The following is a 23,088-nucleotide window of genomic DNA, read 5'->3' as shown; positions in this document are numbered from 1 at the left end:
TCTCCCTTTGCCAGCATGTGTGCCCGATCAGCGATGTTCAGACAACCTCATCCCAGTCGCGGCTGAGCCGTGACGCCGCATTGATGATCCCGACCATGGAATAGGTCTGCGGGAAGTTGCCCCAAAGCTCGCCGTTTGAGGTGTCGATGTCCTCAGACAGCAGGCCGAGCCGTGTACGGTGTGCCAACACGTCCTCAAACATGGCGCGCGCTTCATCCTCGCGGCCGATCCGCGCCAGCGCATCGATGTGCCAGAAAGTGCAGGCCGTGAATGCCGTCTCCGGGAAGCCAAAATCGTCTTCCATCTTGTAGCGGTAGACATGATAGCCATCGCGCAATTCTTCATCGATGCGCTCAACGGTCTTGATAAAGCGTGGGTCGCTCGCATCGATAAAGCCGATCTCGGCCATCAGCAGGACAGATGCGTCCAGCGCATCCTCGCCAAACGCGCCGGTAAAGGCCTGGCGTTTTTCGTTCCAGGCGAGATCGAGCACACCAGCGCGGATTTCGTCGGCCTTCGCATTCCACTCGTCCGCCTTCTCCGGCATGTCAAGGAAGGTTGCGATCCGGGCGAGCCGGTCACAGGCCGCCCAGCACATGATGGCGGAAGATGTGTGGACATGCGCGCGGCCGCGAAACTCCCAGATGCCGGCATCCGGCGTGTTCCAGACCGCATAGGCGCGCTCACCAACCCCTTCGAAATGCGCGAACTCCAGCGGGCCTGCCTTGGCGTGCAGCCGGTCGTCGAAGAAGGCCTGGCTCGCGCCGAGAACAACATGGCCGTAGACGTCATGCTGGATATGCTCGGCGGCCTGATTGCCAAAGCGGACCGGCCCCATGCCGCGATAGCCGGGCATGGCCTGCGCGATTTTCTCTGTCAGGTCGTTCTCCAGCGCGATGCCATAGACAGGCTGGATATGGCCGCCGCGCGTATGGGCCACGGTGTTTCTGAGATAGGCGAGATAGTGTTCGAGCGTGCCAACGGCCGACAGTCGGTTAAGCGCCGTCACCGTGAAATAGGCGTCGCGCAGCCAACAGTAGCGGTAGTCCCAGTTGCGCTGGGATCCGGCATGTTCCGGGATACTGGTTGTCAGCGCGGCCACGATGCCGCCGGTCTCTTCATAGACGCAGAGTTTCAAGGTGATCGCCGCGCGGATAACCGCGTCCTGCCAGTCGGGCGGCGTCGCCAGACGACGTGACCAGCCCATCCAGTGATCGGCGGTGCGTTCCAGCCATTCCAGCGCGATGACGCCGACCCGGTCTGACAGGCTTTCATCCGGCCCAAGCAGGAAGCTGACTTCCCGGTCGAGGACAAAGTCCCGCCCGTCCATGACGTAGGAAACAGGGGCATCCGTCGTGACGCGGAAACCGGCCGTCTCATCAAGGAACCTGATATGGTTCACGCCGCGCCGGGTGACCATATTGTACTCTCCCTGCTGGCTTTGCGCGAAGAGTTCGACCTTGATGCGCGGCATGCCTTTCAGCGGCGTGATCCGGCGGACCATGGAGGTGGGTCGAAACATGCGGCCCTTATCCATGAAGCGGGGGCAATAGTCCGTGACCCGGACAGCGGACCCATCTTCGGCTTCAAGCACGGTCTCGATAATGGCCGTGTTGCGCTGATAGGTCTGCGTGCTCTTGCAATGACCCTGAAGGGTGACCGCGAACTGGCCTCGCCCGCCAAGCAGCTTGTTGAAGACCGGCTCACCATCAAGACGTGGCAGGCACAGCCAGACACAGTTGGCATCCTCATCAATGAGGCCAGCGACCGTGCCATTGCCAATGATGCCGAGTTCCAGATTGGTCATGGCGTTTCCTGCTCTTTAATCCATTTCGCGACGTCGCGCGGCGTGTCCAGATGGTAGGTGGCCACTGTGTCGCCATCTCCGACCTTGATGGCAAAGCCGCCGAGGCGGTTCACCACTTTGAAGGCGTCTTCGTCTGTTGTGTCGTCGCCGACCATGACGGGGGTTCGCCCGGCAAATGGCGGGTGGCTCATCATCTGTTCCAGCGCGCGGCCCTTATTGGCGTGCGAAGGCTTGGCTTCCAGCACCATCTTGCCGGCCTGAACCTTGTACTCGGGCGTGTCGCGCAGCCAGTCGGTCAGCCGCGCCAGCAAGGTTTCGCCCATTTCGGGGGCCTGGCGGAAATGGATGGCGATCACCGGGCCTTTATGCTCGACGACAACGCCTTCGACGCCGTGTGTGATCATCTCGACGGCTTTGCAAAGGTCGCGCGGGGCTCCGGCCGGCTGCACTGGTGGGCGCTGGCCAGGCTTGCAGATTTCCAGCCCATGCCCTCCGGCGCGCCAATAGTCGAGCGGAACACGGGATGAGAGATCGCGAATGTCGCGGCCACTGATGAGGGCGATGGCTTCACCTATCAACGGCTCAATCGAGATAAGCGCTGCGGCGGCATCATCGGGCAGCATGACGGTATCGGGGTCATCCTGGATCGGGGCGAGGGTGCCGTCGAAATCCAGGAATAGCGCGTGCGAGCGCGTCAGCGCGGGCGGCGGTTTCAGATCAGCCATTAGTCGGTCTTCGCGTCCAGATCGTCGAGGAATTTCTGACGCCACCATGAGATGTCCTGCTCAACGACAGTCTTGCGCAGTTTTTCCCAGCGCGCTTTGCGTTCTTCGAGGGGCATTTCCAGCGCCTGATAGATGGTTTCGGCGACTTTATCGCTGTCATGCGGATTAACGATCAGCGTGTCTGACAATTGCTCGGCCGCGCCCGCAAACTGCGACAGGATCAGCACGCCGGGATTTTCCGGGTCCTGCGCCATCACAAATTCCTTGGCGACGAGGTTCATGCCATCGCGCAGCGGCGTGACAAGGCAGACGCTCGCAATCCGGTAAAGGCCAGCGAGCTCCCGCCGGTCATAGGAGCGCGCCAGATAGCGCAAGGGAATCCAGTCGAGGTCGCCATAATCTCCGTTAATCCGGCCCGCCAGCTCATCGAGCTGGATGCGCAGGTCGCGATATTCCTCGACCTTGGAGCGCGAGGGCGGCGCGATCTGCGTGACAGAGACCTTGCCGCGCGTCTTGGGGAAATGATCGAACAGCTTGCCGACCGCTTCAAAGCGCTGCGGCAGGCCTTTGGAGTAATCCATGCGGTCGACCCCCAGCACCAGCTGGCGACCCCCGAGAAACCTGCCAATGCGTGAGGCGGCGGTCATCGCGCGCTGGCTGACCGACGCCTCGGCAAAGGCTTCGGCTTCGATGCCGATGGGGTAGGCGTTCGCGCGGATACGCCGTCCGAAGACACTGATCCAGCCATCGCCTTCATCGACGGCGTCATAGTGACGAACCAGATACTGCACGAAGTTTGACCGGTCGCTCTCGGACTGAAAGCCAAGCACGCTGAACTCGCACATGGCGCGGGCGATCTGCTCATGCTCGGGCAGGGCCATGAAGACTTCAGGGGAGGGAAACGGGATGTGCAGGAAGAAGCCGATCGGCCCGTCCCAGCCGCCCTTGCGCAGATAGTCGCCCATCAGCAGGAAGTGGTAGTCATGCACCCAGACGCTGTCGCCTTCCTTCAGGTGCGGCACGACCATATTGGCAATGCGTTCATTGACGGCGGCATAGGTCGCAAATTCGGTATTGCCGAAATGGGCAAGGTCTACGCGGTAGTGGAAGACCGGCCAGATGACCCGGTTGGCGTATTGCAGATAGAAGCCGTCATGCTCGTCTTCGGTGAAATCGGTGACGACGAATTCGACGCCTTCATCCTTTATCACCTCAGGCTCGCCCACCTCATCGACGATATTGCCGCTCCAGCCGAACCACATGCCGCCCGTCGCGGTGAGTGATTCCCAGACAGCGACCGCAAGACCGCCCGCACGAGCACTCGCATCCGCTGCCGTGCGGTTGGAAATTGCAATCAGTCGTCCCATGAACGCTCCAGATCTGTTGATGTTGTGACCACAGTCACATGACGCTTCAGCGCGGTGCAAGGTTGCACTGGCCGCAAAAACGAAAAAAGCCCTATGCCGACCAAATGGTGTTCAGCCGCCGTCTATTGGCCCGGTTTCAGGTGCCGGTTGAGGAACGCCATCCGCGTTTTCATCAGGTGCGTCTGAAGCGCTTGTCCGCGAATGCCGTGGCGCTGGCCGGGATAGGTCATCATGTCGAACATCAGCCCCTTCTCCTGCATCGCGGCATAGAGCCGGGTCGAGTTGTCGAAGGTCACATTATCATCCGCCATGCCATGCATCATGAGAAGCGGGGGCAGGGCCGTCTCAAGCCGGTCGAGATGGTAGAAGACCGATGACTTTTCATAGCCGTCCGGATTGTCCTGCGGCGTGTCCATATAGCGCTCTGTGTAGAAGGTATCATAGAGCGACCAGTCGGTGACCGGCGCGCCGGACGCGGCGGCGGCGAACGTGCCTTCGGGCGCCTGCAGGATGGTCATCAGCGTCATGTAGCCGCCATAGGACCAGCCCTGAATGGCGATCCGGTCCGGGTCCACAAAGGGCTGCGCCTTCAGCCAGTCGACGCCGACCAGCTGGTCACGCACTTCCGGCCCGCCCGTCTGGCGATAGATGGCATCCTCGAAGCGTTTGCCCCGGTTCGCCATGCCGCGATTGTCGAGGCGGAAGACGATATAGCCCTGCCGGGTGAGATACTGATCCGACAAGCTCTCCCAGTCACGATCAACGGTCTGGACATGCGGGCCGCCATAGACCTCGATGATCACAGGGTACTTTTTATCCGACCGGCGGCTGAAGCCCGGCGGCGCCTGCATGGAATAGTAAAGTGGCTGGCCGTCTTCAGCTTCAAGCGCGCCATATTCAGGGACGGTATGATCGGCGAGGTATGGGAAATAGGGGTGACTTTCATCGAGGGCATTCTCCTCGATCCACGCGATCAGCTCCGTCTTGGGCTTGCATTCGACGCTGGCGCGCGCCGAGGCAGGTTCCAGGTCATAGCACCATGGATCAGACGTGAGGAGAGCGCCGACCGGCGGGACATCCGCTTCTGTGAACGGCTCGGTCAGGCGGTAAAGCCCGGTCTGTGGCGGCTGGGTCGGCGAGGAGGAGGTGCCGACATAGGACTTGCCATCCGGCGCCATCGTCACCGCCCAAGACTTGCCCGTCTCTGTCAGGCGAACCGGCTCACCGCCATCAATCGAGACGCGGTAGAGATGCTTTTCCAGCGGCGAGGTCATAAAGCCGGTGAAGTAGACCATGCGCGTATCGCCCTGGTAGGCCTTTATTGCGTCCACGGCCCAGTCACCCTCGGTTACAGGGACAAGCTGGTCAGCATCGCTGCCGTCTGGCGAAATGTAGATATGCCGGAAGCCAGACTGCTCGCTCGTTAGCAGGATCCCGTCTTCAAATGGGGAAAAGTCGTTCGACAGATTGACCCAATGGTCCTGCGTTTCTTTCAACGGCGACCAGACTCGCCATGGCAGGCCGTCCGTGCGGTTGTAGCGGATCTCGGTCTGGTCTCGATTGACGGTCTGGAACCAGAGGCTTCTTCCCGCCCAGTTCACCCGGGCGAGATAATCGTCTGGGCCGACCGTGGAGAGCTTTGCTACCCGGTCGCTGTCCAGATCCCGCACGAACAGGTCCACCACTGCATTCGGGCGGCCAGCACGCGGATAGCGCTGGTCGATAACGGTCGTCTTGTCGGCGGCGATATCAAAGCGTTCGATCACATCGACCGGGCTTTCATCGACGCGGGTATAGGCGATCTGCCGCTCGTCCGGGCTCCACCAATAGCCAGTATAGCGGCTCATCTCTTCCTGCGCGACGAATTCGGCGACGCCATAGGAGATGGCGTTGTCCGGCTCGGCGTCGGGGGTGATCTGTGTCTCTTCACCGCTCGCCAGATCGATGACGAAGACCGCGCCATCGCGCACGAAGCTTACATAATTGCCCTTTGGCGAGACCTTTGCGTCATATTCAAACGCTTCAGTTTCGGTCAGCTGACGGGTTGTTGGCCCATCTTCGCCCAGCGTCACGAGATGCAGATCTCCTCCGAGCGGGACGAGGATCGTGTCCGCCGTCCCCCAGTCATAATCGACAATGCCCTTGCGGCCCGCGATCCGCTTTCGCTCGCGCAGGGCCTTTTCCTCTTCCGACAGCTCGACCGTTTCAGGCTCCAGCAGCAGGCTGTCGACCAGCATGGATTGCGCGCCGGTCGCCACATCGAACTGCCAGAGATCATAGCGGCTGGAATCACTTTCCCGCGCTTTCAGAAAAGTCACGCGCTGGCCGTCCGGAGAATATTTAACGCCCGTCGGCGACGGCCCGTTGAGGGAAGGGGAGGCGTAAAGCCGTTCGATCGTCAGCTCCTGTGAGGGCATGGCATTTCCTTCCTGGCGGGCATGGGCAGGCGCTTGTGTGAGCGACAGGCCGGCCATTGCGAGAATGACGGCGGCGATCGCGGAAAATTTATGGGTCATCGAGGATCGTTCAGGTCTGGAGATGTGGGGCTGTCTTGTCTTTCTGTTGGCGTCGTCTCGTCGCGTTTTAACCTGTCGCCAGGTGGAACTGACCCGCCACTATTCCGCCGAGTATGCTTGAGCTGAACGACGCGACTGTATCAGCGAAGAGAACGATGACAGCAAAAAGAGCGCCGCGCCAGAGACGTGAAAAAGGCGACGCATAGGACGATTTCAGACCAAGATAGGCGGTCGCGCCATAGGCGAGGCCGCAAACGACCAGGTAGAGCGCCGTAAACAATGTAAGCTGGGCCGGCCCGATCAGCGGTGTCGCCACCAGCGAGAGATTGGCAAGGATCACGCCGGGGACGATGGCGGCAAAATAGAGCCGGACGCGCGTCACGAGTGGAACGTCCTTGCCCCAGATGCGCACGCACATTGCCATCAGGAACTGAATTGCCAGGTAGGCAAGCGGAAACACGATCGCCCAGGCGGCGAAGTAATTCTCTGCCAGCGCTCTGGAGCCGCCGTCTGCGCTGATATTCGGGGCAGCTCGCTCAATCTGCTCGAGCACGGACTGGTACATCGCGCTGTCTTCGCCGGCCCAGAAGATGCGCAGCAGCAGCATCAGCGCGACGAGAGACGAAACGAGGCGAATGGACGGCGTGTAGCGCTGCAGCCAGTCCGGCCAGCGCGCCGCATCGAAGACGAGCGATGGACGGATGACGAGGTCCCGCATCGTGACGAGCCCGCGCACGCTGAGACCGAATATATCCTCGGCCATGTCATTCCAGCCGGGCTTCATCTGTTTCTCGATGGTCGGCAGTTCAGCGGCAGGCGAACGAAAAATCGGGCCTTTGTCCGGCTTTTCTGGAACGCTCATATCTGTCTCCGCATCGAGGCAACTTCTCGTCTCTGTCCTTCCAGTATTGCCAGCCAAGATCAAGCGGCTGGCGCTGGTTCGCGGACAAACGCGCCGCTTGATGTCGATTCCATACAAGCCTGCGGGCGTCGATCCATCTAATTTGCCCGCATCGCGCCACGCGCGGCGCAAACAAGGGTGGGAGCCTTAGACAATGAAATCTGTTCGACTGATCCATATGGCATGTCTTTCAATGACAGCCGGCCTCGGATTTGCCGCACTGGCGTCCGCGGAAGAGCCGCGACCGCCATGCCCGGCAGGTGTGCAAGGCGATTGGGCCTATGAGGTCAAGACCGACACGATACGTCTGGAGAAGCGGGAGGCCCCGGTCAGCTGGACCATGTTTGACGGAGCGACCGAGACCACAAACGGCTATGCTGTCGGCTATTACTGGAGCAAACCCTGGGAGGGCCAACCCGAGCGTCTGATGGACGGCGAGATGAATTTGCAGGTCGGGCTGTACCTGCTGCACCCGCCTCAGCGCAAAATGGAATACGGCATTCTGGCATTTTCGCGCACCGAGAGCGACCAGCGTCACGATCTGGACGCGGCCTTGGACATTGATGGACAGTCTGTCCTCCTGCCGGAAGACGATGGCTGGAACCCGCAAAGCACGACCAGCCTCTATCTGTCGGCCGGTGGCAAATATGATGGCCCGGCGATGAAGACTGCGTTCGAAGAGGGTGGGCACACATTTGACGTGACGGTCTGGTTCAAACGGACCGAGGAGAGCACCCCGGCCGATTACGGCAAGGCAACGCTGGTGGTCGACAGTGTCAGCTCTGCAATCGAGGCGCTGCGTCCGGTTATGGCGGCGGAAAAGGCCCGACAGGCCGAAACCGGCATCTGGTGCCAGCCCACGACATTCTAGGGTGCGTGCAGACTGGATCTGTCGAAAATATCCGCCTGCATCTGGCACGAGGTAGATCTGGAGCGTCCCCGGTACAGTGGTTACCACTTGAACTGAGGGCGCGCCTGCGCCAAATGGCGTGGGAATCCCGAACACCTCAATCCAGGAGCAGCCGCCCATGGCCGGTCAACAATACGTCTACAATATGCAGGGTCTCTCGAAGACCTATCCGGGCGGCAAGAAGGTGTTCGAAAACATCCACCTGTCTTTCCTGCCAGATGCAAAGATCGGCGTCGTCGGCGTCAACGGGTCGGGTAAGTCGACCCTGCTGCGGATCATGGCGGGCCAGGACAAGGAATTTAACGGCGAGGCGAACGCTGCCCCCGGTGCCAAGGTCGGCTATCTGCCACAGGAGCCAAAGCTCGACGAGAGCATGACGGTGTTCGAGAACATCGCCAGCCAGTGCCCTGAAAAACAGCTCGTGGACAAGTTCAACGAGATCTCCATGAAGCTCGGTGAGGACTATTCCGACGAGCTGATGGAAGAGATGACCGCGCTTCAGGAGCAGGTCGACAGCGCCGACGCCTGGGACATCGACTCCAAGATCGAGATGGCCATGGTTGCCCTCGGCTGCCCGGATGGCGAAGCTTCGGTCACCAATCTTTCCGGCGGTGAAATCCGCCGCGTTGCGATCTGTCAGCTGCTTCTTTCCAAGCCTGACATGATCCTGATGGACGAACCGACCAACCACCTCGACGCTGAAACCGTCGCCTGGCTACAGAACTATCTGATCAACTTCCCGGGCTGCGTCATCCTCGTCACCCACGACCGCTACTTCCTCGACAAGATCACTGACTGGATCCTCGAAATCGATCGTGGCCGCGGCGTGCCGTACAAGGGCAACTATTCCGACTGGGTTGAGCAGAAGGCCAAGCGGATGGCGCAGGAAGCGCGCGAGGATGCTGGCAAGAAACGCACGCTCGCGAAAGAACTCGAATGGGTTCGCGCTGGCGCCAAAGCCCGCCAGACCAAATCCAAAGCGCGTATCCAGTCCTATGAAGAACGCGCCGCTGAGGCTGAGCGCGAGACAGTGTCGACCGCCCAGATCCGCATCCCGCCCGGCCCGCGTCTCGGCAATGTGGTGATTGAGGCGGAAGACCTGCGCAAGGCGTTCGGCGACAATCTTCTCATTGAAGACCTGACCTTCAAGCTGCCGCCCGGCGGCATTGTTGGCGTGATCGGTCCGAACGGCGCGGGTAAGTCGACCCTGTTCAAGATGATCCTCGGCCTTGAAGAGCCGGATGCCGGCTCGATCCGCGTCGGCGATACGGTCAAACTCGGCTATGTTGACCAGAGCCGCGACAAGCTCGACGACAAGAAGAATGTCTGGGAAGAAATTTCCGACGGCCTCGATGTGATCGATCTTGGTGGTATTGAAGTCAGCTCGCGGGCCTATACAGGCGCGTTCAACTTCAAGGGCTCCGACCAGCAGAAGAAAGTCGGCCTCCTGTCCGGCGGTGAGCGCAACCGCGTCCACCTCGCCAAGATGCTTCGCCAAGGCGCAAACTGTCTCCTCCTCGACGAACCGACCAACGACCTCGACGTGGAAACCCTGCAGGCGCTCGAAGAAGGCCTCGATGGCTTTCCGGGTTGCGCCGTGGTGATCTCGCACGATCGCTGGTTCCTTGACCGCATGGCCACCCACATCCTGGCCTTCGAAGGCAACAGCCACGTCGAATGGTTCGAAGGCGACTTCTCCTCCTACCTCGAAGACAAGAAACGCCGCCTTGGCGTCGACGCTGTCGAGCCGAAGAAGCTGAAGTTCAAGAAGTTTTCGCGGGACTAGGGGTGCGTTGTGGGGGACTGGTTCAACAATTTCGCGCTGAACAGCCTCGCCCCTTATGTCGTGTTCCTGGCTGCCGGGGCGATCCTGTCCTGGCTTGTCAGACGCTTCTATGTCTTCGACAGGATCAAGCATCTTGCCGTGCGCCGCTTCAATGCGCGCGACAAGGTCGAAGAGCTTGGGCGGGTTCGCCTCACGGAGGTCGATGGCCTGATCGAGGGCGGCGAGCTGATCGACTTCAGGCTTGGCGATGCGCCGCGTATGGCCGCGACCACCAGCGCGCCCGAGGATCACTGGTCGTGTGATCCCGATGTGGTTGGCGCCGCCAAGCTGGTGCGGGCCGAGCGCTATCATCCGCCAAAGGGCGAGAACCGCCCACATGGGGTCATCACCGGCTCTCCACGGTCGTTGCGGGCGACGCAGACCTATCCTTTTCTCGGGGTCGACTATGCCCTCATCACGGCGGCGCGTGCGGCTGGTCACAAACCGCACATCATGTCCGCAGGTGGCATCGTGTTCTGCCCGTCGGCCGGCAAGGTGCTGCTGCAGCAGCGCAGCGACAAGGTCGAGACGTTTCCGAGCAAGTTCCATGTGCTGGGCGGCAATTATGAGCCGGCCACACTGGTCAATGAGAATGACGACCTGAGGGAGCCGGGCCGGTATGGCCTCCGGCGCACGGCAATCCGCGAGATCCATGAGGAGTCCGGCCTTGCTGTCGATCTTGCAGACAATCACCCTCATCTGGTCTTTCACGAAGATGAGACGGGCTTCATCGGGCTTGTCTTCCTGGGGATCGCCGTGGACAGCACGCGGCTCAGCGGTGTTGTCGGCACCCACCAGGAGGGCGGGGTGAAGTTCTATAGCTTCAAGGAGATTGGAGACCTCGCCGAGGCCGGCCAGCTTGCCTTTGTGCCGACCGGTTTGCAGACGCTGATGTTCTGGCTGTCGCTCGGTGCGCCGGACGGCAACTGCAACCTGCCTTGCCGCAAGCAGGCCCTTGCGTGCTACGACAGGCTGAAAGCCAATCTTTCGAAGATCGACACCTCCATCTGATGCGCCACACCACATCCCATCTCATGCCAGCGCTGCTGGCCGCAGCCGTCTTTGCCGGCCTTGCCGTTGTCGTTCTCAATGACGAGATGATCAGCGCCGTCGATCTCGCGCTCAGTGATGGCGTGCAGGCATTGCGCAGTCCGGCGAGCGACTGGATCGTCGTTCTGGTCACGCTGTTCGGTGACGCGACCGCCCTCACGCTCATTGCGATCACCATTGTCTTCACGCTCCTCTTGCGGCGGGCTTGGTGGGCGGCGGGGATGAGTGCGCTCGCCTTCGTCACGACGCCGCTTATCGTGAAGGCGATCAAGGTGTTTGTGGGCCGGGAACGGCCGATGGCCGATCTTTATTCCGGCGTGGAGAGCTTCAGTTTTCCGTCAGGCCATATGACCAATTCGACGGTGATCTATGGCGCGCTGGCGATCCTCGCGGCGCATGCGCTGACTGGGGCGTGGAAGCGTTTGGTCATTGGCGGGCTGATCCTGCTCATTGTCCTGATCGGTATTTCGCGCGTTTACCTTGGCGCGCACTGGCCGACCGATGTGATCGGCGCGGTGCTGCTCGCCTCGGTGATGCTGTTCCTTGTCGAGTTTGGCTTTCACCAGCTTCCGGGCGAGGGACGGTTTGCGCGGCCTTTCGCGCTGGTCATGGTGGTCGTTGTGGCGGTCTGGACGGTCTATTCGGCGCTGACGCTGGGCGTAGCGCTCGACAAATACGCGGTTGATGTAACGCCTGACGGTACAATTGATCTGGAGACGGCTCCGGGACGTAACTGATGCATGACATTTACAGCATCCAAACCTGCAAAGCGCCGTCCCGAGCCTGGCTCATCAGATCATTCGATAAATTCTACGAAAGAGACTATAGATAGAAACATCGTTCTATTATTCGTATACGCCGCATCATCATTGGATGACCGCTCATGACGCCCACGCGCTCAGAGGATGATGTCACATACGCGCCGGCGGATGATTTCTTCGAGAATATCGTCGACGTTCTGCGCAATATGCTGGGTGTCGAGTCTGCCACGATCTCTGTGACCGATGGGGAGCAAAGATGGCTGAAGGCGTCGTCCGGGCTCGATCATGAAGACATTTACAGCGATGTTAAGTTCTATGCTGGCGTTCCGATCCTGTCGGCCGACAATGAGATCATCGGGACGCTTTCAGCTCTGGACTCCAAAGAGCGGACGCTGTCTCCGGGCCAGCTCCAGGCGCTTGAAGGCATTGCCCGGGTGGTTCGGGATTTCTATGAGCTGCGCCGGCTTGCCGTCAGTGATGGACTGACCGGCCTCCTCACCCGGCGGGCGTTCGAGGAAGAAGCCGACCGCCTTGCGAAACTTTGCACGCGTCACCGGCATCCCCTGCAGATGATCTGTCTCGACGTTGATCGCTTCAAGTCGATCAATGACACCTATGGGCATGCGGCCGGTGACAAGGTCCTGAAAGCTGTCTCCGAAACCTGTCGGGCGCACCTGCGTCAAAGCGATGTCTTTGGCCGTATGGGAGGCGAGGAATTCGCCGTCCTTCTGCCTCAAACGGATGGCGACGGGGCCGTTCTCGTCGCTGAAAAGTTGCGGGTCGCCATCGGGGCCATGCGGTTTGAGTTTAATGGCGAGACGATTGGTGTGACGGCAAGTTTTGGTGTCGGAACCCAGAAAGATCGCCGATACGACGTCGCCACCCTTTTAGGGTACGCGGATGCCGCAATGTATCAGGCCAAGCAAACAGGGCGCAATCGAACCTGCGTATGGGGCGAGGCCGACCGAGCTGAACGTGTGGTACGGCGCCGGGTGCTGAAGGCGGGCCAGATCGTCTTTGCCGGAAGCCACGCGTCGATTGATTGTACCGTCCGGTCACTTGGTCAGGAAGGCGCCGGTCTCGATCTTGTGACCACGATGAATGTGCCGGATGAGTTTCGCCTGCTTATCAGGTCTGACCAGTTGAGCGTTTTCTGCAAGGTGACGTCTCGCACGCGAACCCATCTCGATGTCGAGTTTCGCTAGGGCTCATCCGCCGCGCCGGAAGGGGGACTTGATGACGATGCGCTTGTCGTCTTCGCGGGCCTCGGTCCGCTCTGGCGCCGCGCCTGCAAGTTCAGACCTGTCGGCCTGAGGCAAAAAGCTCTCATTGCGAAACGCTGCGCTGCGGTTCGCGGGCGCCGTTGCTGCGACCTCTTCCTTTGGCACGATCTCAAAGCCGAGAAAGCCGAGCAGGAAATAGAAGCCGACGCCGGTCAGCACGGCCGTAAACAGGATGCGCACGATAAATCGGAGGATCGCGCCGCGTACCAGCCAGGCGATCACGGCTGCGCCGCCGCCGCCCGCAAGACCAGCTCCGCCCGCTACGGCCGAGAGGTCAAAAAGCTCGTTGAACCATTCCATGTCTTCGCTCCTCGCGGGTCGGCCCGCTCTGGCATGATTGGCGGGAGTATAGGCGGGTTTGTGGGCTGTCGGAAGTTTTGCCGGGGCGCGGCCTAGAGATTATTCACGATGAACCGCATGCCGCCGATGACAACGCCGTCGCCTGTGCTGTGCAGATTGTGCCGGTCGGCGCGTTCGAGGGACTGCATGGCATTCTTGAGCGTGATGCACGCGCCTTCGAACTTTTCGGTACCGCCAGCCTGAAAGGTCAGCACGCCATCATTGGCGAGCGCCATCCGTGTCTCGGTCTGACTGGTGGACACTGGCAGACCGAGCGCAGCAGCCCAGCGCGAGGCGAGCGATTTCGGGTCCGGGCTTTCAAACACGCAGCCTGTCAGCTCCCCCTCTATCTTCTGCTTGGTCCAGTCAGGCCCGGCCCAGCGCCAGCTCTCCCAGGGATGGGCTTCATCGAGTGAAACGATGGCGGCGCCGACATCTGCCGGGTGCAAATGGCTGGCAGCGATGTCCTCCAGATCAGCGTTCCAGACGCGGCGGATGCCTGCATTGTCGAGACGGCTGCGGGCGCTTGCGAGATCCTCGATCTGGAAAATGGCCATATAGCCGCCCTCGCCATTGCGGTCGAGGAAGCGGCGCGCGGGCGCGTCTTTGGTCGTGGGTGCGATAACTTCGATGAACTGATCGCCGACCGCGAACACCGAATTCTCCAGCCCGAATTCAGCCACGCCCGGATCGTGGTACGGCTTCTTCAAGCCGAACACCGTCTGTAGCGTGTCAGCCGTCTCAAGGCTCTCTGCGGCGAGCACGATTTGTCGCAGGCGTATCCGGGTCATTCAGAGGCAATACCACAAAAAGCCGTGGGCGGGTCAATCGAATAAAATATATAACGGCCTCTAAGGAACAGCGCTGACCAGGCCTGAGGCGGGTTAACCATAGGTTGGACGTATTGCAGGCAGGACAAGCCTCCCGGCGGCGGGGATATCGAGACGGTCGAATTCGATCGGAAGGGACCGCGTCAAGGCGGCATATAGAGACTTGGCCCGGCGCGCAGTTCGGCCCCGAATAGTGACAGCGCATCCTTCAGCCAATCCGGTGTGTGGCGGCTATACCGGCCCTGCGGCAGGCCGGGGCGGAGCGGGTTGATGCGGCGAAGGCGCAATGATCTGAAATCATGCGCGGCGATTTTGCGGGCATGGCGCAGGGCAAGGCGCGCCGGGTCAGCACAGAGGCGGGCGAGGGCGTCGATCCGCGCGGCAAGCGATGGCGGACGCGCCACCGGCTGAGGCGCGGCGGGCGGGCCGGGATAGGGCGCGGAGAGATCAAGAATGCGCGGACCGGGGCCCGTGCGGGCGGCAGGGAAGTGGCCGGTGCCGAGGATGGAGCTGAAGCTGGCCATGGGTTCGAAAAGCTTGAAGGCGGGGCGCGTGGAGGTATGCGACCGCGCAGGGCCGCTCGCCTCTTTCGGGTTCGGCCTCAGCGCGGCTCGCGCCTGATCAATCAGGCCGCGCGCCATGGTCACGATGAGACGCCGGGCCAGCGCTTCTGCCGGGCGAAGCAGGCGCAGGGCCTTGATACGCACGGCCGGCGCAATGCGTGGGAGGAAGCGACCCTCGGCGCAGCCTGCAAGATGCGCAAGGCTGGCGACAAGCGCCGCGATCTGCGTCCATGCGCTGGAGATGCGGGTGTTGAGGGTCGGTCCAGTCATTGCCGAGGAGCATAGGCTGGGGGCTGGAGGTGTGGGATGGGTTTTGTCTCCAATCGCCTGAGGTCCCCGCCTTCGCGGGGAAGATCGGAGATCGGCGCGCATCATTGCGGGGTAAGCCTGATATCCATGTCCGACCTCATCCTGAGCTTGTCGAAGGATAGGCGGCAGGACCGTCCCTGCCTGTGCCGGGCTAATTGCGTTGGTCAGGGTGCGAGGGCGTGCGCGGGACGATCGCGCGAGGCGGCTTCATCCTTCGACGGGCTCAGGATGAGGTCGGTGGAGGTTTTGCCGATCTCCCCGGCGAAGGCCGGGGTCTCGTGCGGCGGGTGTGGGGCCTTGGCTGCCTAAGATCCCCGCCTTCGCGGGGATGATCGGATGGGGAGGGGTTTGTGCGGCGTCGCCCTGTGTCCGTCCCTCATCCTTCGACAAGCTCAGGATGAGGTCGGTAAGGGGCTCGCCGATCTCCCCGCCTTTGCGGGGAAGACAGGAAGAAGGGCGGGCGTGCGGAAAGGGCGCTGAGGCCGGGAGACGCCGGCCTGAGGGGGCAGGCCGGATGCGTGACCGTTCAGGGCTTGCTTGTCTGGTGTTATCGTTTATCAATAATTCTTCATTGTGGAGAATTATATGAAACTTGCCATTTTTGCGCTGGGTCTATCGTTATCATCGGGTTTGGTCGCGTGCACCACGACACCGCCTCATTCGGAAGCCTCCAGCGCGGCGCAGCCTGCTTCGACCGATCAGGAAGATCTGGTCGACGCTTATGTCCAGGAATGGATGGAAGCGCATGATTTTAATGGCATCGTGCTGGTTCAGAAAAATGCGGACAAACATGTGATCGTCGACGGGGTGGCGGACCATGAGTCCGGGCGTCCCCTGACCGAGGATACGGTTTTTCAGAGCGGCTCAATCGACAAATTCTTCGCGTCTATCGCTGTCTTCGCCCTGGCCGAGGAGGGGCGTCTGGATATTGACGCGCCCATCAGTACATATCTGCCAGACTATCGCCGGGACACCGGCGACAGGCTGACGCTGAAGCATTTGATGGCCAATCGGTCTGGACTGCCTGACACGCTAGGCCCGATCATGGGGCGTCTGCCGATGCAACTGGCGCAAACCCCTGAGGCGAGCCTGGCAGACCTTGGCATTGATATGAGCCTTGCCGAGGCTATCGAGGCGTATGCCAGCGGTGATCTGAAGTTCGAGCCCGGCGAAAGCTTTGACTACGTTCACACAAACTGGATCCTCGTTCACCGTATTCTGGAGGCTGTCACGGGGCAGCCCTATGCGGAGATTCTGGAGACTCATGTGTTCGCACCGGCTGGAATGACGGCGTCCGGCGTTTTTTCCCTGAACCTCGAGGCAGATGAGGCAGGCACGCAGGACATTGCGGTCGGCTATGATGCGGATGACAGCTATTATTCAGGTGACTTCCCCATTCCCGCGATGATTGGCGGGGCGACCTATACCAATGCCTCCGATCTCATGAAGCTGTTCGATGCCCTGTATGGCGGCCGCATCCTCAACGCCGACTTTCTGCAGCGGTTTTCGACGATAACGACTGATGACGAAAACTACGCTTATGGCGGCCGCGTCGGTACTTATGAAGATGATCCGCTTCAGCTTTACTCCATGCAGTCAGGCTCCAACGGGGCCACGAATGTTGTCGCCATTCATGAAATCGGGGGCGAGTACACGTTCATCGCCATGTCGAACTTTGCGCAAAGCCAGGACGACATGTTTGCCCTGAGCCGCAGCGTCGAGACTCTCGGCTAAATTCGCTCGCTGACAGGTCTCAGGGCCGCGTCTGGTTTCCGGTCAGCAGGGAGAGGGCATCCTGCATCAGAAGGTCTGGTCCGGCGCCATTGTCGGCGGTGGCGTGGTGCGGGGGTGTCCATTCATGGCGCGGGGTGCCGTTGAGGTGATGCAGATCATAGGTCGGCAGATTGAGATTGATGCCGGTCTCTTCGAGTGTGATGCCTTCTGTGCCGCCGGCGAGCCTCGCCATGTCCGTTCCGGCAACCGTGCCGCGGGACATACCATCGAAGCCAACCGCCATGCCTTCGCCCATGCTGCCGGTCCAGCGCCCGACGAGCACGATAACAGGCTTATCATAGGTCCACGGGCCTGATGGCTTGATCTTCCGGTCAATGACGAGGCCGTTGGGCATGACCGTGCGCTGATAAGCGGCCGGCTCGTCGATGAACCGTCCAAGGATCGGCTCTGCGATATCGGTGCTTCCGCCGCTCGCGGTCTCCCTCAGATCGAGAATGAGACCGTCTGTCTGACGGAGAGTTGCAAGCGCGGCGTTGAAGGCGCGGACGGTGCCGCTATTTCCGAGACTATTATTGAGGCGAATATAGCCGATATTGCCGGTAAGTGTTTGGGCCGTGACCAGCTCATCTGGCTGGGCGACCTCCGGCTTTTCCATGTCGAATGAAAGAAGATCCCCCTCGCGGCGAATGTCGATCTGGCGGGGGGCGGCATGCGTGCCGGCGACGGCGGCGTTGATCGCCCAGATCAGCCGTTTGGGGGCTGGATCGGCTTTGCCCGCATGGATGCGCGACATGGCGAGCTCATGCGGTGTCTGGCTGTTGTAGCTGATCAGTTCGTCGCCGACTTTCAGGCCCGCTTTGGCGGCCCCGCTCATCGGTCTGACGGCGGTGATGATGTAGCGCCCATCGATCGGTTCGATCCAGAGGTCTGAGCCGGTCGGCACCAGTCTTGGCGAGTTTTGATTGTTGGTGTTGAGCGCGGCATGCGGCTCATAAAGGTCATCCACCATACGCTCCAGCACCGCCAGCGAGGCGCTTTTGTCGCCTGCTGACACGGCAGCTGCTTCGGCGCGGGCGCAGGTTTCCGGCCAGTAGGCCGCGCGATCTTGGAAATAGGCGTATCTCGCGGGCACCTCTTCACAGATCGTGCGGACATCGGCCAGCAGATCGACGGCCGTGGTCTCTGCGGTGGAGGGCTGGGGCTGGCTTGAGCAGCTTGCAAGTGCGAGCGCCGGGATCAGACACGCAAAGAGCGAAAACTGGGCTTTGGACATGGGCAAGTCTCCTGAACGAGAGGCAAGGGCAGGGGGATTGGATTTTGGGGGTGGGCAGGCCGGCTAGTCAGACGTCATCTGGCCGGAATATTCGGGAAAGGCGCGGCACAGCCTGTGTTCCAGGGACGTGCGCGAGAGCGCTTTTTCCATCATTTTGACGCCCTCTTCCAGATCGACACCAATCTCTTCCCAGAGTTCAGCGTAGACCTCTTCAAAGTCTTTCATGATCGAGACGATTCGGTCAGCCTCGGCTTTGAAAGCGTCGGCGATGTCGTAGATTTTCTTGCGACTGTCATTCGGGTCAGGGCGCTGGCTGAAGAAGCCGTCATCGACGCTGCCTTTCAGGCGGCTTTCGATGAGCTGGCGCGAAATGCCGATATGCCGAGAGATCTCTGTCGAGGACATCGCGCCCTTCGCATTGATGGCGAGGACGATCGAGATCTTGTTGGCGTGGAGGCTGATGCCGAGGCGATCAAAAACCTCGGCGCCCTGCGCGCTGATCAGCTCGGTGGCGCGGTAGAGGATGGCGCCAAACTGGGGGCTTCGTAGCTCAGTCATAAATCGACCCTATCTGATATGCGAAAAGATTTGCGCAAATATTTGCACAATGTCAAGCGGCATATTTTCAGGCTGGGGCCGGGACGGGCGGTGAGCTGGATTTTTGGGGATGGTCGCCGGGCGCTGGAGGGGGGGCAGCGCGAGAGGCTGAGCGCGCCATGCCAACGCCTGTCGGCATGGTCGCATCAGGCAGGGGTGGCTCGGCTGTGCAGCCGGGCCGGTCTATTTCTTGCGCTGGTCGAAGACGTTGCTGACGCCGGTCTTGAGCGACGGGTTGGAGGCGTTCGTCTTCACTTTTTCTTTTTTCGGCTTGCGGACTTCGCGGTTCGATTTTTGTTGTTTCGACATGGGGAAGGTCACTTCTCTTACACCGCGGCCAGCGATGCGGATTGCCCCTGTTGGCCGGCGCACGGCATGCGCGCTCAGGCAGGGACAGCGCCGGAATGGCTTTGCGGGTTTTTGGTGTGACGTGAGCCGCAAAAGGCGTGGAACAGATATCGTGCGCGGGAGGGCGGAATGCAATGGGCGCGGCGGTGCACCGTCCGCATGTTGTCTGGTCTGGCGCAGAAGGGACAGGGGTCAAGTCGGTATCATCCCGGATGGTGATGGATGCGCGCGGCAAACATGATATGGGGGACTGAGGAAGACCGAAGGATGAGCGCATGATGATAAGCTGGCGGCCGATGATTTTGCTGACGCTTGGCCTCGCGGCGGTGACAGCCTGCGGGACGGATGATGCGATGGCGCCGCCGCCTGCCGCGTCTGAAGTGGCCGCGCAGGAGATCGAAGACGCTGCCCTGCCAGCGCCCGCGAACGAGCTTGTCGGCCAGGGGCAGGCGATGGCTGAAACGCTCTGCTCGGGATGTCATGCGATTGGCCTGACCGGCGACAGCCCGTATCCAGAAGCGATACCGTTCAGGCAGATATCATGGGACTATCCGGTCGAGATGCTGGCCGAAGCGTTCGCCGAGGGCATCATGGTCGCCCACCCACGCATGCCCCAATGGGATTTCGAGCCTGAGCAGATCGATGCGCTGCTCGCCTATCTCGAGACCGTGCAGGTGCCCGAGGAGGGGTGAGGCGTCTCAAATCGCTTAATAACAAATCCGGCGTCCATTGCTTACATAGCAGGACCGTTGCCGGTTTTCCTGGATTGTCCTTTCCCGCTGGCAGGTGCTGTCGCACCAATCAGGATCTGATCTGGTCTGGGTCTCTACAGGCATTCGCTGACTGGCAGAGGCCGCAATGTCGGCCATGATCTGTCGCTCGAGACTTTCAGGGACCGAGTCGCACCCGTCATATTTGGTTCCAATTGACGCTCTCTGCATTCGATACCAGCGTTCCGCCAGTTCGCCAGCGCTCTTGCCGCCATCGGGCTCAAGCTCTTTGATCAACGTCCAGCATGCCTGTGTATAGATCGCCGTCAAATGTGTGAGGCGTTCCAGTTCGGCATAATGCACCTCAAATGGCTCGTCTTGATCGGGGATGGCATTTGAAGGCGGTTGGTTGCCGACGGCGCCAGCCACGTTCATCTGACCTCCGGTAACTGAGCAGTCCAGCGTTGTCTGCGCCCAATCGAGCAATGCTGACGGGGGATGGATCATCCCGGGTGTATTGGCATCTGGTTTTGCTGCGCCGTAAATCTGGTGGTTCAGGTTCGCATCCCAATAGGCGCGCCAGTCAGCAAATTCGGGCGTCTCCATGTCCAATTTGTTGCAACCGGAGTCGCTCAGGGTATTTGTGCATTGGCTGATCGCAAATTTGTAAACATCATCTTTGCTGAAGACAGACGGTCCCACCTCATTCCAGAACAGAACGCCGTAAGCACTGAAAGTGTCATCTTGGTATTTTCCGGATGTTTCTATCACTTTTTTGAGCAAGTCGCCCGTGGGGCACGCGCGAATATCACGCGAAGACTGCGCGTGGCCGTTAGGGGCAAATATTGAAATTATAAGTATTATGAAAATTGAGGAAATATTATATTTCATCTTGATCTCAAATGATTTTTATTGAAACGCGACCACATGTTTTTGGTGCAGGATTTGATCTTCAGCGAGGACAGAGTCTTCGTCAACTTGTTTGAGTTCGAGCACCCGGTCCAAACCTGCCTGGGGCGCCTCAGCGCCCCTCTTGGTCGTGTTCGCGTACGCGCGCAGGGCGGGGGAATGCAATGGGGGCAATTTATCGCCCCCTTCTCCCGGCTGCGGGAGAAGGGCCGGGGATGAGGGCTGCAAGGGGAGCATCACACGCGAGCTTGGCGTGCGGCAGCACCGTGGGCGCCCTCACCCGTGCTCCGGCGCATCGCAGTGCGATGCTTCTTCCTCCGCACCCTCTCCCGCAGCCGGGAGAGGGGAAGGCCGTGCCCTGCCTGACCTCAACTCCTTCTGCGACCTCATCCTGAGCCTGTCGAAGGATGGGCATCCGGGCGCTGATGTTCAGGAGGCTTTTTCGGGGTGGACGGCTTGGGGGCGTGGTTCCGATTTGGCCGGTCTCGCAACCCGCTTCATCCTTCGACAAGCTCAGGATGAGGTGGGGAGGGGGGGCACGGTCAGGTAAGGGAACGGCACTTGTGGCCGTGGGTGTAAGTGCCCAGCCTGTTTCAGGCCCTCAAGGCCACGCCGCTTCGCGGTGCCTTCGGCAGCCTTGACCGCCTGAAACAGGCCGGGCCGAGGCTGGCTGTTGCCGAATGGCAGGGTCTGCCATTCGGCATTGAAAAAGTAAGACTACGGAGATTTTGACGGCTCTAGATATCCGATAATCCAGTCAGCGACGTCGAGCAGGTTGGCCCCGATGAAGGACAAGCCATAGAGCGAAAGCGAAATCAGCGCCAAGCAAACGGCTAAGGCACCAAGAATGGCGACCAACAACTGGATCGCCAGAATTGTGCTGGCCCAGAAGCGGTTCAACACATCCAGTTGGGCCGGGTCCTCCGGGAGGAAGTGCTGCATGGCCAGCCTGCGCAGGGCAGGAATGCCGCGAATGGCGGCAAGCCAGCCGAGCGTGAGATTGACGAGCGATGGCACAAAGGTCGTGAAGACAGTCACGTAAATCCACCAGACCTGTGGCCCGGGATTGTCGCTTCGAAGTTCAGCCAGCAGCGGGCGCAATTGGAGCGCGGGCTGTCCGCCCCCCGCCAGCGACAGATGATTGAGAAGGCCGATATACGAAATCGTCACAAGCATGAGGAGGAAGAGAAGCGTAGTTGCGAGGACGAGATCAAGGGCGGCCATCGCGAACGGACCCGGTCCACCGGGCTCTTGACCTCTTCTCAGCAAGTAGCGTGTCGCGCTAATCGACAGCCAGTCAAACACGGCATTGAGTAAAGGCAGAGCGCCGAGAAAGACGAGCAAGACCCAGTTTGAAGCGGATACGTTACCGAAGCGAACAATGATACAAAACCCTGCTAGATGGGCAGTGATGACGATGGTCAGAACGCTTAGCCGTCGTCTGGATAAACTATCGCTATTAATCGCCACTAGGACTACGAATGCGCCTGTGATGCCGACTGCGCTTACGACTGCGCCTGCGACTGCGAGTGCGACTGCGAATGCGCCTGCGCCTGCGACTGCGCCTGCAACTGCGAATGCGCCTGCAACTGCGCCTGCGAGTGCGACTGCGCCTGTGACGGCGACTGCAACTGCGCCTGCAACTGCGCTTGCGACTGCGAATGTCGCGAAGCGTACCAAACTCCATTTGAAAGTTTGATGAACAAGCGGCGGACTCAAGGCCCAAAGAGCGCTTGCCAGCAGAATAGTCAAAGAGATGCCACTTGCAAGCCTTTGCTGAGCGCTAAGGTCAGGGGGAATATCCAGAGCGGCTCCGGCGGGACCAACAATTCCGGTCAAATGCCAGATGACCAGAAGCGTGAGGACTGGATATAAAAGAGCAATCAACAGGCACCGATCCAGTGCGGCCCAGTGCAGGTATCGCCTTAAGGCTGGCTGTTCCGGACCCGGGTCACCGAAGAAGGAATCCAAACTGTCTAACGCGCCGGTCAGCATGCGATCATAAAGGCGGCGCGGGAACCAGCCTTTCTGGAGGAAGTTTTCTCGCCAAGTTCTGTAACGGGACCGCTGTAGCGCTGCTTGCGCATTGTCTGCTTCATAAGACGGGCCGGGCTGGAAGTGAATCCAGAAATAGTAAAGCCAAACCAGAACGAGCGTTAGCAAAACAGCGCCAATCGGGATCGCCAGATTGCGGCCGAACACCTCGATCAGAACCTGAAAGATGCTGAATGGATCCATTGAACGCCCCCGGACCGCTGATGCGCCCTTGCGCAGTTTTTGGCGGGGCTGGTGTCTACGTCAAGTGGAGTATCTAAGATTGCGATCCAATTG

General features: G+C 60.3%; 20 protein-coding genes. 7 read left to right on the top strand and 13 right to left on the bottom strand.

The window, feature by feature from the left end; genetic code table 11:
• Positions 1–37: 37 nt before the first annotated feature.
• From B8783_RS01415 to B8783_RS01395, 5 genes are all read right to left on the bottom strand, one after another.
• Positions 38–1,807, bottom strand: coding sequence for a glycoside hydrolase family 15 protein (locus tag B8783_RS01415; protein WP_084417990.1), 1,770 nt, complete (start codon positions 1,805–1,807; stop codon positions 38–40).
• Entirely contained in the window at positions 1,804–2,532 is a 729-nt protein-coding gene (gene otsB / locus B8783_RS01410; protein ID WP_084417989.1) for a trehalose-phosphatase, read from the bottom strand. The genes B8783_RS01415 and otsB overlap by 4 nt, the downstream gene beginning before the upstream one ends.
• Positions 2,532–3,899, bottom strand: coding sequence for an alpha,alpha-trehalose-phosphate synthase (UDP-forming) (locus B8783_RS01405; RefSeq protein WP_084417988.1), 1,368 nt, complete (start codon positions 3,897–3,899; stop codon positions 2,532–2,534). Before B8783_RS01405 ends, otsB begins: the two co-directional genes overlap by 1 nt.
• 122 nt (positions 3,900–4,021) lie before the next feature.
• Positions 4,022–6,415, bottom strand: coding sequence for a S9 family peptidase (locus tag B8783_RS01400; protein ID WP_233355634.1), 2,394 nt, complete (start codon positions 6,413–6,415; stop codon positions 4,022–4,024).
• 67 nt (positions 6,416–6,482) lie between these two features.
• Entirely contained in the window at positions 6,483–7,277 is a 795-nt protein-coding gene (locus B8783_RS01395; protein ID WP_084417987.1) for a hypothetical protein, read from the bottom strand.
• A 193-nt stretch (positions 7,278–7,470) separates the two neighbouring features.
• Between B8783_RS01395 and B8783_RS01390 the strand changes: the two genes are divergently transcribed.
• The 5 genes from B8783_RS01390 to B8783_RS01370 all read left to right on the top strand — a co-directional run bounded on the left by B8783_RS01390 (position 7,471) and on the right by B8783_RS01370 (position 13,067).
• Positions 7,471–8,187: a hypothetical protein gene (locus B8783_RS01390; RefSeq protein WP_084417986.1), complete on the top strand. Its 717-nt coding sequence runs from the start codon at positions 7,471–7,473 to the stop codon at positions 8,185–8,187.
• Positions 8,188–8,344: 157 nt separating this feature from the next.
• On the top strand, positions 8,345–10,012 hold the full coding sequence (gene ettA, locus B8783_RS01385) for an energy-dependent translational throttle protein EttA (RefSeq protein WP_084417985.1): 1,668 nt from the start codon (positions 8,345–8,347) through the stop codon (positions 10,010–10,012).
• A gap of 9 nt (positions 10,013–10,021) precedes the next feature.
• Positions 10,022–11,062: an NUDIX domain-containing protein gene (locus B8783_RS01380; RefSeq protein WP_084417984.1), complete on the top strand. Its 1,041-nt coding sequence runs from the start codon at positions 10,022–10,024 to the stop codon at positions 11,060–11,062.
• Complete coding sequence (locus tag B8783_RS01375; RefSeq protein WP_084417983.1) at positions 11,062–11,838, top strand: phosphatase PAP2 family protein; 777 nt, start codon at positions 11,062–11,064, stop codon at positions 11,836–11,838. Before B8783_RS01380 ends, B8783_RS01375 begins: the two co-directional genes overlap by 1 nt.
• A gap of 146 nt (positions 11,839–11,984) precedes the next feature.
• Positions 11,985–13,067, top strand: a complete 1,083-nt coding sequence (locus B8783_RS01370; RefSeq protein ID WP_084417982.1) for a GGDEF domain-containing protein — start codon at positions 11,985–11,987, stop codon at positions 13,065–13,067.
• A gap of 3 nt (positions 13,068–13,070) precedes the next feature.
• On the opposite strand, the gene B8783_RS01365 is transcribed toward B8783_RS01370, so the two are convergent.
• The 3 genes from B8783_RS01365 to B8783_RS01355 all read right to left on the bottom strand — a co-directional run bounded on the left by B8783_RS01365 (position 13,071) and on the right by B8783_RS01355 (position 15,147).
• The gene (locus B8783_RS01365; protein WP_084417981.1) at positions 13,071–13,445 is read right to left on the bottom strand and encodes a hypothetical protein; all 375 of its coding nucleotides are present in this window, start codon (positions 13,443–13,445) and stop codon (positions 13,071–13,073) included.
• Between the two features lie 92 nt (positions 13,446–13,537).
• The gene (locus tag B8783_RS01360; protein ID WP_084417980.1) at positions 13,538–14,275 is read right to left on the bottom strand and encodes a VOC family protein; all 738 of its coding nucleotides are present in this window, start codon (positions 14,273–14,275) and stop codon (positions 13,538–13,540) included.
• Between the two features lie 182 nt (positions 14,276–14,457).
• Entirely contained in the window at positions 14,458–15,147 is a 690-nt protein-coding gene (locus B8783_RS01355; protein WP_084417979.1) for a hypothetical protein, read from the bottom strand.
• A 624-nt stretch (positions 15,148–15,771) separates the two neighbouring features.
• Here B8783_RS01355 and B8783_RS01350 point away from each other — a divergent pair.
• On the top strand, positions 15,772–16,920 hold the full coding sequence (locus tag B8783_RS01350) for a serine hydrolase domain-containing protein (RefSeq protein WP_084417978.1): 1,149 nt from the start codon (positions 15,772–15,774) through the stop codon (positions 16,918–16,920).
• A 19-nt stretch (positions 16,921–16,939) separates the two neighbouring features.
• On the opposite strand, the gene B8783_RS01345 is transcribed toward B8783_RS01350, so the two are convergent.
• The 3 genes from B8783_RS01345 to B8783_RS18695 all read right to left on the bottom strand — a co-directional run bounded on the left by B8783_RS01345 (position 16,940) and on the right by B8783_RS18695 (position 19,099).
• A complete protein-coding gene (locus B8783_RS01345; protein WP_084417977.1) occupies positions 16,940–18,193 on the bottom strand; it encodes a S41 family peptidase in 1,254 nt (417 codons plus the stop codon).
• A gap of 63 nt (positions 18,194–18,256) precedes the next feature.
• Complete coding sequence (locus B8783_RS01340; protein WP_084417976.1) at positions 18,257–18,751, bottom strand: MarR family winged helix-turn-helix transcriptional regulator; 495 nt, start codon at positions 18,749–18,751, stop codon at positions 18,257–18,259.
• A 222-nt stretch (positions 18,752–18,973) separates the two neighbouring features.
• Positions 18,974–19,099 carry a hypothetical protein gene (locus B8783_RS18695; protein WP_267889638.1) on the bottom strand — a complete coding sequence of 42 codons (126 nt, stop codon included), beginning with the start codon at positions 19,097–19,099 and terminating at the stop codon, positions 18,974–18,976.
• A 314-nt stretch (positions 19,100–19,413) separates the two neighbouring features.
• Here B8783_RS18695 and B8783_RS01335 point away from each other — a divergent pair, with 314 nt between their 5' ends.
• Positions 19,414–19,830, top strand: coding sequence for a c-type cytochrome (locus tag B8783_RS01335; RefSeq protein WP_084417975.1), 417 nt, complete (start codon positions 19,414–19,416; stop codon positions 19,828–19,830).
• A gap of 15 nt (positions 19,831–19,845) precedes the next feature.
• On the opposite strand, the gene B8783_RS01330 is transcribed toward B8783_RS01335, so the two are convergent.
• Together B8783_RS01330 and B8783_RS01320 are read right to left on the bottom strand one after the other, a co-directional pair.
• The gene (locus tag B8783_RS01330; RefSeq protein ID WP_139792193.1) at positions 19,846–20,739 is read right to left on the bottom strand and encodes a hypothetical protein; all 894 of its coding nucleotides are present in this window, start codon (positions 20,737–20,739) and stop codon (positions 19,846–19,848) included.
• A gap of 735 nt (positions 20,740–21,474) precedes the next feature.
• Entirely contained in the window at positions 21,475–22,752 is a 1,278-nt protein-coding gene (locus B8783_RS01320) for a hypothetical protein (RefSeq protein WP_139792192.1), read from the bottom strand.
• Between the last annotated feature and the right edge of the window lie 336 nt (positions 22,753–23,088).

This window comes from Henriciella litoralis (genome assembly GCF_002088935.1).
In the GTDB taxonomy this organism is placed as follows: domain Bacteria; phylum Pseudomonadota; class Alphaproteobacteria; order Caulobacterales; family Hyphomonadaceae; genus Henriciella; species Henriciella litoralis.
Note: the sequence above shows the minus strand (reverse complement) of the source record. Positions and strands in the feature narration are given on the sequence as shown.

What these genes read in the sequence shown, in the direction of transcription:
- B8783_RS01415 (WP_084417990.1), bottom strand. Translation starts at nt 1,807, where the DNA reads ATGACCAATCTGGAACTCGGCATCATTGGCAATGGCACGGTCGCTGGC.
- otsB (WP_084417989.1), bottom strand. Translation starts at nt 2,532, where the DNA reads ATGGCTGATCTGAAACCGCCGCCCGCGCTGACGCGCTCGCACGCGCTA.
- B8783_RS01405 (WP_084417988.1), bottom strand. Translation starts at nt 3,899, where the DNA reads ATGGGACGACTGATTGCAATTTCCAACCGCACGGCAGCGGATGCGAGT.
- B8783_RS01400 (WP_233355634.1), bottom strand. Translation starts at nt 6,415, where the DNA reads ATGACCCATAAATTTTCCGCGATCGCCGCCGTCATTCTCGCAATGGCC.
- B8783_RS01395 (WP_084417987.1), bottom strand. Translation starts at nt 7,277, where the DNA reads ATGAGCGTTCCAGAAAAGCCGGACAAAGGCCCGATTTTTCGTTCGCCT.
- B8783_RS01390 (WP_084417986.1), top strand. Translation starts at nt 7,471, where the DNA reads ATGAAATCTGTTCGACTGATCCATATGGCATGTCTTTCAATGACAGCC.
- ettA (WP_084417985.1), top strand. Translation starts at nt 8,345, where the DNA reads ATGGCCGGTCAACAATACGTCTACAATATGCAGGGTCTCTCGAAGACC.
- B8783_RS01375 (WP_084417983.1), top strand. Translation starts at nt 11,062, where the DNA reads ATGCGCCACACCACATCCCATCTCATGCCAGCGCTGCTGGCCGCAGCC.
- B8783_RS01370 (WP_084417982.1), top strand. Translation starts at nt 11,985, where the DNA reads ATGACGCCCACGCGCTCAGAGGATGATGTCACATACGCGCCGGCGGAT.
- B8783_RS01365 (WP_084417981.1), bottom strand. Translation starts at nt 13,445, where the DNA reads ATGGAATGGTTCAACGAGCTTTTTGACCTCTCGGCCGTAGCGGGCGGA.
- B8783_RS01360 (WP_084417980.1), bottom strand. Translation starts at nt 14,275, where the DNA reads ATGACCCGGATACGCCTGCGACAAATCGTGCTCGCCGCAGAGAGCCTT.
- B8783_RS01355 (WP_084417979.1), bottom strand. Translation starts at nt 15,147, where the DNA reads ATGACTGGACCGACCCTCAACACCCGCATCTCCAGCGCATGGACGCAG.
- B8783_RS01350 (WP_084417978.1), top strand. Translation starts at nt 15,772, where the DNA reads ATGAAACTTGCCATTTTTGCGCTGGGTCTATCGTTATCATCGGGTTTG.
- B8783_RS01345 (WP_084417977.1), bottom strand. Translation starts at nt 18,193, where the DNA reads ATGTCCAAAGCCCAGTTTTCGCTCTTTGCGTGTCTGATCCCGGCGCTC.
- B8783_RS01340 (WP_084417976.1), bottom strand. Translation starts at nt 18,751, where the DNA reads ATGACTGAGCTACGAAGCCCCCAGTTTGGCGCCATCCTCTACCGCGCC.
- B8783_RS18695 (WP_267889638.1), bottom strand. Translation starts at nt 19,099, where the DNA reads ATGTCGAAACAACAAAAATCGAACCGCGAAGTCCGCAAGCCGAAAAAA.
- B8783_RS01335 (WP_084417975.1), top strand. Translation starts at nt 19,414, where the DNA reads ATGATGATAAGCTGGCGGCCGATGATTTTGCTGACGCTTGGCCTCGCG.
- B8783_RS01330 (WP_139792193.1), bottom strand. Translation starts at nt 20,739, where the DNA reads ATGAAATATAATATTTCCTCAATTTTCATAATACTTATAATTTCAATA.
- B8783_RS01320 (WP_139792192.1), bottom strand. Translation starts at nt 22,752, where the DNA reads ATGCTGACCGGCGCGTTAGACAGTTTGGATTCCTTCTTCGGTGACCCG.